Below are 12,817 nucleotides of genomic sequence, written 5' to 3' on the forward strand. Positions count from 1 at the left end.
GATATACTACGTTTAGAATCAACTTCTAATCAAGCTTTTAACGCGAAATTAACGATTTAATCGATTTTCTACTAGCTCATCAACGACTGACGGATCGGCGAGTGTCGACGTATCACCAAGCTGTTGATACTCATTTGCAGCAATTTTACGTAAAATACGACGCATAATTTTGCCTGAGCGAGTTTTTGGTAACCCTGGCGACCATTGGATCATATCGGGTGATGCAATAGGGCTCAGCTCTTTACGTACCCAATTACGGATCTCTTTTGTTAGCTCATCACTCACTGTTACACCCTCGTTAGGTGTAATGTAAACATATATGCCTTGGCCTTTAATATCGTGCGGGTAACCGACAACTGCAGCTTCAGCTACGGCTTCATGAGCAACTAAGGCACTTTCAATTTCAGCAGTACCTAAACGGTGCCCAGATACATTAAGCACATCATCCACACGCCCTGTGATCCAGTAATCTCCGTCTTCATCACGACGACAACCGTCACCGGTGAAGTAAACACCCGGGTAAGCACTAAAATAAGTTTGCTCAAAGCGCTCGTGATCGCCATACACAGTTCGTGCTTGCGAAGGCCAGCTATCTAAAATAACTAGGTTTCCTTCAACAGCGCCCTCTAATGTATTACCCTCAGCATCAAATAACGCCGGTGCAATACCAAAAAATGGACGAGTTGCAGAGCCTGGTTTCATATCAGTTGCACCTGGAAGAGGCGCAATCATAATGCCGCCAGTTTCAGTTTGCCACCAGGTATCAACGATTGGGCAGTTAGATTTACCAATTTTTTCGTAGTACCACGTCCACGCTTCGGGGTTAATTGGCTCACCTACTGAACCTAAAATACGCAGGCTATCTCGGTTTGAACTGGCAATTGGCTCATCACCTTTGGCCATAAGCGCTCGAATAGCAGTAGGTGCGGTGTATAAAATAGTAACGTTATGTTTATCAACAACTTCACCCATACGCCCTGCTGTTGGGTAAGTTGGCACACCTTCGAATACGACTTGCGTACACCCATTAACAAGCGGGCCATAAGCAATATAACTGTGACCTGTGATCCAGCCCACATCGGCACTACACCAAAAAATATCATCTTCTTGTAAGTCAAAAACATATTCATGAGTCATTGATGAATACACTAAATAACCACCAGTGGTATGTACCACACCTTTAGGCTGCCCCGTAGAACCTGAGGTATATAAAATAAACAATGGGTCTTCAGCGTTCATGCGCTCAGGCTCACACTCGGGTGCTTCATCAGCAACTAAGTCATGCCACCAAATATCATGGCTATGCCAATCAACATCGCCAGAGGTCAGTTTATGAACAACTACGTGCTCAACGGTAGTTACCGAATCTTGTAACACCGCTTCATCTACATTGGCTTTAAGCGGTACACAGTTACCGGCGCGTCGACCTTCATCTGATGTGATCACCACCTTAGCGCCTGAATCATTAATGCGATCTGCAATAGCCGATGGTGAAAAGCCACCGAATATAACAGAATGAATCGCACCTATACGGGCACAAGCTTGCATTGCATAAATAGCTTGTGGGCTCATTGGCATATAAATGGCAACACGGTCACCTTTTTTTACACCCAATTTTTTCAAGCCATTGGCAAATTTAGCGACTTCGTCATGTAATTGTTGGTAGGTAATATTTTCACTTTGCGAAGGATCATCGCCTTCCCAAATAAGCGCTACTTTATCTGCTTTTGTTTTTAAGTGGCGGTCGATACAGTTGTAAGATGCATTAAGGTAGCCATCTTCATACCATTTTATATTAATATGGCCTTTATCAAATGAAGTGTTTTTTACTTTTGAATAAGGAGTAAACCAGTCAATACGCTTACCGTGCTCAGCCCAAAACCCTTCAGGGTCTTCTACAGACTGTTTATACATCGTATTATATTTTTCATTATCGACGAGCGCTGCGTTTTTAATATGCGCAGGAACTGGGTAGATACTTTGTGACATATTAGTCTCCAATTTATATTACTTGCCTTAGGCTTTTCATCAAGGATTACTCAGCGGTGCACTATTAAATATTAGACATTAGTTGTATCTAGGTTCAAACAGCTATTATCTTATCTATAATCCCCTTAGTTACACTTGATATACATAAAAATACACATTATTAAAGCAAAGAATATGAACAACTCATATTTATTAAACCTTAGTCTAATAGACTAATAGTTGATTGAGTAAATTGTGTACATATACAACAGTAGCTTAAATATTTAAAAGTATTGACTGTTTATTAACAATCTTTATTTACTTACAAATTAAATTAAAACTATGTAAATTCAATTTGTTAGTACTATATAAGTAACACACGTTAGAAAAAACATACAACAAGTAGCCTATAAAAGGACACAACAATGAAACTTACTCCAATTAAAACACTGGCAGCTACAGCTGTACTTTGTGCACTTTCTAGCACAGCTTATGCCGCAACAGCTGCAAAAATAGGTGATACCGAATTCACCTACGGTGGATACATTAAACTCGACGCAATGTGGAGTGACTACTCAGCAGGTGCGCCTGCAGGCACCAGTGTTGGCCGTGACTTTTATGTACCAAGTACATTAACCGTTGGCAGCGATAATAACTCAGATGCTGTATTTGATATGCACGCACGTGAATCTCGCTTTAACTTTGGTACGTCTACACTTTTAGATAATGGCAAAACGGTTAAAACTAAAATTGAGTTAGACTTTTTAGCGTCTGCTCCTGGCGGCAACGAGCGTGTGTCCAATTCATATTCTCCGCGTATTCGCCATGCCTTTATTTCTTATGATGGCTGGTTATTTGGTCAAACATGGTCAAACTTTCAAAACGTCGGTGCATTACCAGAAGCGCTTGATTTTGTTGGCCCAGCTGAAGGCACCGTCTTTGTTCGTCAATCTCAAATTAAATACACTACGGGCGCATGGTCTTTCTCTTTAGAAAACCCAGAAAGCACAATTACAACACCTGGTGGTGGCATGGCAGTGACAGATGATGCCTCATTACCTGATTTTACTGCACGCTATACCCATAATGCTGACTGGGGTAACTTTGTAGTTGCTGCACTCGCTCGTCAATTAACTTATAAAGTAGGCGGTGTTGATGCCGATGAAACTTCTTTTGGTGTCAGTGCATCAGGTATGGTTAAACTAGGTGAAGACAACCTTAAATTTATGCTTACTCAAGGTAAAGGGTTAGGTCGTTATGTTGGTCTAAACGTAGCACGTGGTGCGGTACTCAACGGTGATGATTTAGATGCCATTGATTCAACATCAGGTTTTATTGCTTATCAACATAAGTGGAACAGCCAATGGCGCTCTACATTCCTATATTCGTTTTTCTCAGCAGATAACAATACAGACTTACTTTCATTCTCAGGTGATCCGACAGAATCAAGCCAAAGCTACAGCGCAAATATTCTGTACTCACCGGTTAAACGCTTAACCTTTGGTGCTGAATTAAAACATGCAGAACGCGAGCTTGAAAGTGGCGTAGATGGCGATATGGATCGCTTACAGTTCTCTGTTAAATATGCATTTTAATTTCTTTACTGATTAAAGTACTGATTTACTTCCTAAGCGGCTTCGGCCGCTTTTTTTGTTTTTAACTAGCGCTCAGGTTAACTACAACCACACGCTTTATTTAAAAAATATCAAAGATGTGTAAAATACCGGGTTAACGCAATTGCAAATCACTCTCATTTAGATTAAATTACACCCACATTTTATCTTATGGGAAACAAGATGCTGTACAAACATAAAAACTCTGCATTTAAACTGAGTCTACTTACTTCACTGGTTTTATCTGGACATGCTATTGCTAACGACACGCAAGACGACCTACCTCTAGAAAAAATTGCCGTTTATGGGCAACATCATAAAAATTATATTACAGAAGAAGCACAGTCAGCGACTAAGCTAGGTTTAACAATTAAAGAAACTCCACAGTCAATCTCTGTTGTCTCACGTGCGTTGATGGATGACTTTTCACTTGATGATATTAATGCGGTATTAGAAAGCACCCCAGGCGTAACAGTGGAACAAATAGAAACCGATCGTACTTACTTTAAAGCCCGTGGTTTTGAAATAACTAACTTTTTAATTGATGGTTTAGGCACGCCGCAAAGTTCAGGTTCAATTCAAGGTACACTTGATACGGCAATTTACGATCGCGTTGAAATAGTGCGTGGTGCCAACGGCATGATGACCGGTGCAGGTAACCCATCAGCTACTGTAAATATGGTGCTAAAAAAACCAACCTACACAACGCAAGCTCATGCATCCGCTTCTTATGGTTCGTGGAATAATAAACGTGTAGATATTGATGTTTCCACACCGATTAACGATGAACACGCTGTTCGTGCTGTATTTACAAAGCAAGATAAAGAGTCATACCTAGACCGTTACCAAACCGATAAAACCGTTGCCTACCTTGCCTATGAGGGTAAGCTGACTGACGATACACTACTGAGCATTAACTACGTAAACGAACAAAAAGATGCCGACAGTCCTTTATGGGGCGCGTTACCACTTTATTACACTGATGGCTCAGCGACTAACTATGATGACTCAACTAGCACAGCTGCAGATTGGTCGTATTGGGATAATAGCACTGAACGTGTTTATGTAACACTTGAGCAAAACTTATCAGCGACTTGGGTCGCTAAAGCGCGTTATGCCCACATAAAAAATGAACAAAATTCAGAGTTGTTTTATGTGTATGGCACACCAGATAAAGAAACTGGTTTAGGTTTAACGGGATATGCGAGTCGTTATGATTACAAAGACACACAAGATTTGTATGATTTATATGCCAGCGGTAAGTTTGAGCTATTTTCGCTAGAGCACGACTTATCATTCGGCATCAGCCAAGCAAACATGGACTTTAATGACCAATCGCTTTATGACTACACTACAGGTAATGGTTTTCCAGGTATGCCTGATTTAGCAAGTTGGGATGGTGTTATTCCAGAAGCGACATTGGTTGATAGACCTAATGGCAGTGATGTACAAAACACACAAAGGTCGGCTTATATATCAACCCGCATCAAATTAGCTGAACCATTGAGCCTTTTAGCTGGAGTACGCTATACCGATTGGGAAACTAAAGGTATTGCTTATGATGTAGTACAAACCCGTGATGACTCAGAATTAATCCCTTATATTGGCACAGTGTACGATTTTACCGAGTCGTTATCTGCGTATGCTAGCTATACCGAAACGTTTGTACCACAAAAAGAGTTAGACATTAACGCTGAACAACTGGCTCCTGTAATTGGCAAAAGTACTGAGGTTGGCCTAAAAGCACAGCTTTTAGGTGAGCAAGTATTTGTTACACTCGCCTACTTTGATGCCGAGCAAGATGGACTTGCTGTTGCACTTCCAAACTCTCTTCCTAGCGATACGCGTTATTATGCTGCAGATGGTATCAATAGCGATGGATTCGAAATTGAGCTAAGCGGTCGCTTAACTGATGATTTAAGTGCCAGTATCAGCTTTAGTAATTTAAGTATTGATGGTGACGAACTTGTTAAAGACTACACCCCAGAAAACCAATTAAAAATGGCTGCCACTTATCAGGTGCCATTTATTGATGGTTTAACCTTAGGTGCTAATTACCGCTGGCAAGACTCTATTAGCCGCGTGCAAGTAAAAGATCCAGCAGGCAACGCATTGGTTACTACAAAACAAGGTGCTTATGGCTTACTAGATTTAATGGCCACCTACGAAATCACTCAAAACGTCGGTGTTACCTTCAATGTTAATAACAGCACTGATGAAAAATACATAAACAGCCTCTATTGGGCTCAAGGTTACTACGGTGCACCGCGTAACTACTCACTGTCAGTTAACTGGCAGCTATAAACCTGAGTACTGGGCTCTCATGAACAGAGCTTAAGTCAATTTATAGCAAGCAATAAAAAAGCGCTAACCTAATTGGTTAGCGCTTTTTTTAAGCTCGGGTCAAATCAAGCTTTTAAAACTAATTGGCTTAAAGGTCGCCTTCGTCACCTAATACGTCTTCGCCATCTTCTGGCTCAACTGTTGCTTTTAGCAATAGCATTTCACGCAGTTTACCTTCAATTTCATCTGCAATTTCAGGGTTTTCTTTAAGGAACTTAATCGAATTAGACTTACCTTGGCCAACTTTGTTGCCATTGTAGCTATACCAAGCACCTGCTTTTTCAACAAGTTTGTGCTTAACACCTAAATCAATCAGCTCACCCTGCTTAGAAATACCTTCACCATACATAATGATAAATTCAGCTTGTTTAAACGGCGGTGCAACTTTGTTTTTAACAATTTTAACGCGCGTTTCATTACCAACAACCTCGTCGCCTTCTTTTACCGAACCAATACGACGAATATCAATACGTACAGAGGCGTAAAATTTCAGGGCGTTACCACCGGTTGTTGTTTCAGGGTTACCAAACATTACACCAATTTTCATACGGATTTGGTTAATGAAAATACATAGCGTGTTTGAGCGCTTAATGTTACCAGTCAGCTTACGTAATGCTTGTGACATTAAACGTGCTTGTAAGCCCATGTGTGAATCACCCATGTCGCCTTCAATTTCAGCTTTTGGCGTTAATGCTGCAACCGAATCGACAATAACCACATCAACCGCGCTTGAACGCACTAACATGTCACATATTTCCAGTGCTTGCTCACCCGTATCTGGTTGAGATACCAGTAACTCATCAATGTTAACGCCTAGTTTTTGTGCATAAATTGGATCAAGAGCATGCTCAGCATCAACAAAGGCACACGTTTTACCTTCTTTTTGAGCTTCAGCGATAACTTGCAATGTTAGCGTTGTTTTACCTGATGACTCTGGGCCATATACTTCAACAATACGCCCCATTGGTAAGCCGCCTATGCCTAAAGCAATATCAATACCTAGCGAGCCTGTTGATACAGCGTCAATGTTTAACGCCTTGTTATCACCCAATTTCATAATTGAGCCTTTACCAAATTGACGTTCAATTTGTGATAAAGCTGCGTCCAATGCTTTTTGTTTGTTATCGTTCATTTTACTCTCCAAATCCAGCTAATGCAGACAAGTATACTGTATGAAATCACAGTATCAAGCTAATTTTATTATTTTATCTTCTCTATTATACTTTTCAATGAAAATACAATAGCTTGCAGCCTAACTTGCGCCCTATCTCCATCAAATACTTGCTCAAACGTCCAGTGTTTACCGTTAATTTGTAGGCCAAACCACACAAGCCCTACCGGTTTGCCCTCAGTGGCACCATCGGGACCTGCAATTCCTGAAATAGCAATGCCAATATCAGCATTAGCCGCCTTACATGCACCTGCTGCCATCTCAATGACTGTTTGTTCGCTCACCGCGCCAAATTCCTCGAGGGTATCACGCTTCACATTGAGCAATTCATGCTTTGCGTTATTGCTATAAGTGACAAATGCGCGGTCAATATATGCAGAGCTTCCGGGGGTATCGGTAAGCGAATAACTCACTCCACCACCAGTACATGATTCAGCGGTAGTGATCCATAAGCGTTTATCCGTTAAAATAGCGCCTAATTGCGCAGCAAGTGTCTTAATCTCTTGATGTAATTCCATATTCAGCCTTTGGGTAAATACATGTCGTTTGATCTTTATGCACCGCACACTATAAAACAACAAACCCCTATGATGCAGCAGTATCTAAAAATAAAATCAGAGCATCGCGATATTTTATTGTTTTATCGGATGGGGGATTTTTACGAACTCTTTTTTGACGACGCAAAACGCGCCGCGCAATTGCTTGATATTTCACAAACACATCGTGGCAAAGCCGGCGGCGATCCTATTCCTATGGCGGGCGTGCCTTATCATGCAGTAGAAAACTATTTAGCCCGCTTAGTACAAATGGGCGAGTCGGTGGCTATTTGTGAGCAAGTGGGCGACCCAGCCACCAGCAAAGGTCCTGTTGAGCGCAAGGTAGTACGTATTGTCACCCCAGGTACCATTTCTGACGAAGCCTTACTGCAAGAACGCCAAGACAACCTTTTAACCAGTGTTTGGCAAAATAAAAAAGGCCAATACGGTATTGCGTATCTTGATATCAACTCAGGGCGCTTTAATGTTGTTGAAGTAAACACTGATGAAGCATTTAGCTCAACGCTACAACGCTTAGCGCCTGCTGAATTACTGTATAGCGAACACTTTGAAAACACTCACTTAATTGAACACATTAAAGGGGCAAGACGTCGCCCTGATTGGGAGTTTGACCTTGATACCGCGCAACACTTACTGTGCGAGCAGTTTGGGACCAAAGATTTAGTGGGATTTGGCGTCGACAAAGCACATAGCGCCTTGGTGGCAGCAGGCTGTTTAATGCAGTACGTAAAAGATACCCAACGTATTGCATTACCGCACATCCGCGCAATCACTCTTGAGCATAACGAACACGCGGTTATTTTGGATGCGCCAACCCGTAAAAACCTTGAGTTAACGGTTAATTTATCCGGCGGCTTTGAAAACACCTTAGCCCAAGTGCTTGATAAAACAGCAACGGCGATGGGCTCGCGATTACTTAAACGTCGCATTCATACTCCTATTCGTAATAAAGATGAACTCAACTCACGACTTAATGCTATTACTGCTATTTTAGATGCACAATTATGTGGTGAACTGCATGACGCGCTCAAAGAGATTGGTGATATAGAACGTGTAATTGCTCGCTTGGCATTACATACCGCTCGCCCACGCGATTTAACACGGCTTCGCAGTGCGCTTCAAGCATTGGCGCCACTGCATAGCTTATTAAACGATGCAACTGATACACGTATTTCACATATAATTACGCATTCTAAAGAGCTTCCTGAGCTACAAGCATTACTTGAACGTGCTGTCATTGATAATCCGCCAGTGTTAATTCGTGATGGCGGTGTTATTGCGCCAGGGTATAACAGCGAACTCGATGAGTGGCGTAATTTAAGCCAAGGTGCCACCGATGTGCTTGAACAGCTAGAGCAGCGCGAACGTGAACGCACCGGTATTAGTACACTTAAAATTGGTTACAACCGCGTGCATGGCTTTTTTATTGAAGTGAGTCGCGCCAACTCGCACTTAGTGCCTGCAGATTACATTCGTCGTCAAACATTAAAAAATAACGAACGCTATATAATCCCAGAACTAAAAGAACACGAAGACAAAGTTCTCGGCAGCCAATCAAAAGCGCTGGCCCTTGAAAAACAATTATACGAACAGTTATTTGAATTTATAGCTCCGCATATTGAGCAGCTACAAATAATGGCCTCAGTAATTGCCGATCTAGATGTACTAAATAACTTAGCAGAGCGTGCCCAAACACTTAATTATGCCAAGCCTGAGCTTTGCGATAACGATAATATCAGCATTAAACAAGGCCGCCACCCTGTGGTAGAGCAGGTAATGAAAGACCCGTTTATTGCCAATCCTGTGGAGCTCAATAACCAGCGTAAAATGTTGATTATTACCGGCCCTAACATGGGCGGTAAATCAACCTACATGCGCCAAACTGCACTTATTGTGCTTATGGCACATATTGGCTGTTACGTTCCTGCCAATAGCGCTAAAATTGGTAATATAGATAGAATATTTACCCGTATTGGCGCCAGTGACGACTTAGCATCTGGGCGTTCAACCTTCATGGTTGAAATGACCGAAACCGCGGCTATTTTAAATAATGCCACCGCGCAATCATTGGTGCTTATGGATGAAATAGGCCGAGGAACCAGCACTTACGATGGTTTATCACTGGCGTACGCGACGGCTGATCACCTCGCTTCAAAAATAGCGGCTAAAACCCTGTTTGCAACCCATTACTTTGAACTTACAGAGCTTGCAGAGCAAACGCCTGGGCTGGTTAATGTGCACCTAGATGCCATCGAACACAACGATACCATTGCCTTTATGCATACGGTATTAGATGGCGCAGCGAGTAAGAGCTTTGGTTTGCAAGTAGCAGCACTGGCCGGGGTGCCTAAAGCGGTTATTGCCCAAGCTAAACAAAAGCTAAGCTTGCTTGAAAACCATCAAAGTGTCACCACAGTCACTACAGAGCAACAGGTTTTACCGTTTGATAGTGAGCCACAAACCAGCCAGCCAAGTGAGCTGGAGCAACAAATGAGTGCAATAGACCCTGATAACCTATCACCGCGTCAGGCGCATGAACTGCTTTATAAATTAAAAGCACTGCTTTAAACGCATACAGCCCGGCTTAAAAAGCCGGGCTGTATTCATTTTTCTGTGTGTTTAGATTAGATTAAGCAAATTGTTCAAATAAGCTTTCGGTACTTAATCCTTCTTGCTGCAAAATATCTTTTAACCGACGTAACGCCTCAACCTGTATTTGGCGAACTCGCTCACGGGTTAAGCCTATTTCACGGCCAACATCTTCAAGGGTTGAGGGTTCATAGCCTAGTAAACCAAACCGACGTGCAAGTACTTCGCGTTGCTTAGGGTTTAATTCACCTAACCAGTCAATAATATGCGTATTCATATCGTTGTTTTGTACTTCACCTTCGGGGCCTACATTTTTTTCATCAGCTATCACATCTAATAATGCACTGTCATTCTCGCCACCAATGGGCATATCTACAGAGGCTATTTTTTCATTTAGGCGTAGCATTTTGGTGACGTCTTCGACCGGTCTATCTAAGCTTTCTGCAATTTCTTCTGCGGTAGGCTCATGATCAAGCTTTTGCGTTAGCTCACGTGCTGTACGTAAATAAACGTTAAGCTCTTTAACTACATGAATAGGCAAACGAATAGTACGCGTTTGATTCATTATCGCCCGCTCAATGGTTTGACGTATCCACCATGTAGCATAAGTAGAAAATCGAAAACCACGTTCAGGATCAAACTTTTCAACCGCTCTAATGAGTCCTAAGTTGCCTTCTTCAATTAAATCGAGTAGAGCAAGCCCACGATTGTTATACCTGCGCGCAATTTTCACAACCAAGCGTAAGTTACTTTCAATCATGCGTTTACGGGAAGCTTCACAGCCTTTAAGCGATTTTCGTGCAAAAAAAACTTCTTCTTCGGCACTTAATAGAGGGGAAAAACCAATTTCGCCTAGGTATAACTGAGTGGCGTCGAGGTTTTTAGTGACTTCTTCTTTAACAAATACGTCTTCATCTTCCACGTCATCAAGTAGTTGCGTTGGCTCTTCAACTTTTGAATCGTCAAACTTATCATCAGTGGGGGTTTTCTCAGCTTTTGCTACATCAGCCATAAGACTTCTCCTGAGCAAGCTATCAATAACTTTATGATTAAGGTCTGTAGTCGTTTTATTAGCTTTTGCTGTATTAGCCATGAGCCTTCTCCAGAACTGTCAATCAACACCTTTAGTTCAGGGTAGGTATTTAGCAGGGTTAACAGCTTTTCCTCGATAACGAATTTCAAAGCGAAGTGCCGTTACTGAAGACTCTGAATTACCAATTTCTGCTATTTTTTGTCCCGCCTTCACTATTTGCTTTTCTTTAACAAGTAACTTTGAGTTATGTGCATAAGCACTTAGGTAATCATCATTATGTTTCAATATAATTAAATTACCGTAACCTCTTAGTGCACTACCCGCATAGACTACCGTTCCTTGAGCAGCGGCGAATACTGCCGCCCCCTTTTTATTAGCAATCTGTAGGCCTTTATAACCATTTTCCTTGTTAGAAAAGCGTTGGATTATTTTACCTTTAGCAGGCCAAAACCAACTCAACTTTCTGTTTGTAGAACCTTGAGACTTGCTAATTTTTTGGTTAGCTTGTTTTTGAACATACCTTCGTTTTTTCGGCTTATCAAGCTCTTTCTTTAATTTTTTGTTATTTTTTTGTAAATGAGATGGCTTTTTAGCTGGGTGTTTTTGATTCGTTTTTGCTGTAACCCTTGGCTTACTTGGTTCTAAAAGAGAAACAACCTGACCAGGAACAATAGTGTAAGGTGATGGAATTGAATTGTTTTTTGCAAGCTCTCTGAAATCTTTTCCGGCACTAAAAGCAATCGAGTAAAGTGTATCGCCTTTTTGTACTGTGTATTTTCCGCCGTTAATATTAATCCGTGAGGGATAGTCATTAATATTATTATTTAAACTGCTTACCGGAGCGGGAACATGGCGAGACGAGCATGCACAGAGCAAAACACTAATAAATAAAGCAACATAACAGCGTATTTGTTTATTCAATGCGTTTTGCCCTCTGCGTTAATAACATTAATATATAGTACTTAACGTAATAAAATGTACGCAACAACAATTAAAGCAACAACAGCCCAGCCAAGCACTTCAATATATTGACGTAATTTTTGCTCCATTTTAACTCCGCCCCATTTCATTAAAGCAGATACTAAAAAGAAACGCGCCCCTCGTCCAACCGCCGATGCAACAATAAAGGGTAAAAACGCCATTTGTAATACCCCTGCACCAATAGTAAATACCTTATAAGGAATAGGCGAAAACCCGGCTAAAAATACCACCCATACGCCATAATCTTTAAACCATGTAAGTGCCGTATTAAATTTATCTTGCCATTGCATTTGTGCAATAAAAGGCTCTACAACAGGTTCAAATAACCAAAACCCTAGTAGATAACCTAGCACGCCGCCAAGCACAGAAGCTATGGTAGCAAAGCTTGCAAATCGCCATGCTTTACTCGGTTGTGCCAGCGACATAGGCGCTAACATTACATCGGGTGGCACCGGAAAAAAAACCGATTCGGCAAAGCTCATCCCTGCTAAATAACGTTCTGCATGGCGATGCTTAGCCCACACTAAGGCCATATCATATAACTTGGTAAACAACTTCAAAA

Annotated in this window: 9 protein-coding genes; 3 read left to right on the forward strand and 6 right to left on the reverse strand. The window is 41.6% G+C overall.

The features are described from left to right. Positions 1–48: 48 nt before the first annotated feature. Positions 49–1,989, reverse strand: coding sequence for an acetate--CoA ligase (acs, locus tag PTET_RS12065; RefSeq protein ID WP_096038684.1), 1,941 nt, complete (start codon positions 1,987–1,989; stop codon positions 49–51). A gap of 404 nt (positions 1,990–2,393) precedes the next feature. On the opposite strand from acs, the gene PTET_RS12070 reads away from it, so the two are divergent. Both PTET_RS12070 and PTET_RS12075 read left to right on the forward strand, forming a co-directional pair. Next, complete coding sequence (locus tag PTET_RS12070) at positions 2,394–3,563, forward strand: DcaP family trimeric outer membrane transporter (RefSeq protein WP_013465661.1); 1,170 nt, start codon at positions 2,394–2,396, stop codon at positions 3,561–3,563. Between the two features lie 201 nt (positions 3,564–3,764). Further along, positions 3,765–5,885 (forward strand): TonB-dependent siderophore receptor, encoded by a 2,121-nt coding sequence (locus PTET_RS12075; protein WP_174818633.1) that lies wholly within the window; start codon positions 3,765–3,767, stop codon positions 5,883–5,885. Positions 5,886–6,012: 127 nt separating this feature from the next. Here PTET_RS12075 and recA read toward each other — a convergent pair whose 3' ends face one another. Beyond that, a complete protein-coding gene (gene recA / locus PTET_RS12080; protein ID WP_013465663.1) occupies positions 6,013–7,056 on the reverse strand; it encodes a recombinase RecA in 1,044 nt (347 codons plus the stop codon). A 68-nt stretch (positions 7,057–7,124) separates the two neighbouring features. Further along, positions 7,125–7,613, reverse strand: a complete 489-nt coding sequence (locus PTET_RS12085) for a CinA family protein (RefSeq protein ID WP_096038686.1) — start codon at positions 7,611–7,613, stop codon at positions 7,125–7,127. Positions 7,614–7,634: 21 nt separating this feature from the next. Here PTET_RS12085 and mutS point away from each other — a divergent pair, with 21 nt between their 5' ends. Further along, a complete protein-coding gene (gene mutS, locus PTET_RS12090) occupies positions 7,635–10,220 on the forward strand; it encodes a DNA mismatch repair protein MutS (RefSeq protein ID WP_096038687.1) in 2,586 nt (861 codons plus the stop codon). A gap of 61 nt (positions 10,221–10,281) precedes the next feature. On the opposite strand, the gene rpoS is transcribed toward mutS, so the two are convergent. The 3 genes from rpoS to PTET_RS12105 form a co-directional block, all read right to left on the reverse strand. Further along, positions 10,282–11,253, reverse strand: a complete 972-nt coding sequence (rpoS, locus tag PTET_RS12095; protein WP_028833937.1) for an RNA polymerase sigma factor RpoS — start codon at positions 11,251–11,253, stop codon at positions 10,282–10,284. 117 nt (positions 11,254–11,370) lie between these two features. After that, positions 11,371–12,195, reverse strand: coding sequence for a peptidoglycan DD-metalloendopeptidase family protein (locus tag PTET_RS12100; RefSeq protein ID WP_096038688.1), 825 nt, complete (start codon positions 12,193–12,195; stop codon positions 11,371–11,373). Between the two features lie 41 nt (positions 12,196–12,236). Then, complete coding sequence (locus PTET_RS12105; protein ID WP_096038689.1) at positions 12,237–12,815, reverse strand: YqaA family protein; 579 nt, start codon at positions 12,813–12,815, stop codon at positions 12,237–12,239. Between the last annotated feature and the right edge of the window lie 2 nt (positions 12,816–12,817).

Origin of the sequence: Pseudoalteromonas tetraodonis (assembly GCF_002310835.1) — a bacterium.
GTDB classification, from domain to species: domain Bacteria; phylum Pseudomonadota; class Gammaproteobacteria; order Enterobacterales; family Alteromonadaceae; genus Pseudoalteromonas; species Pseudoalteromonas tetraodonis.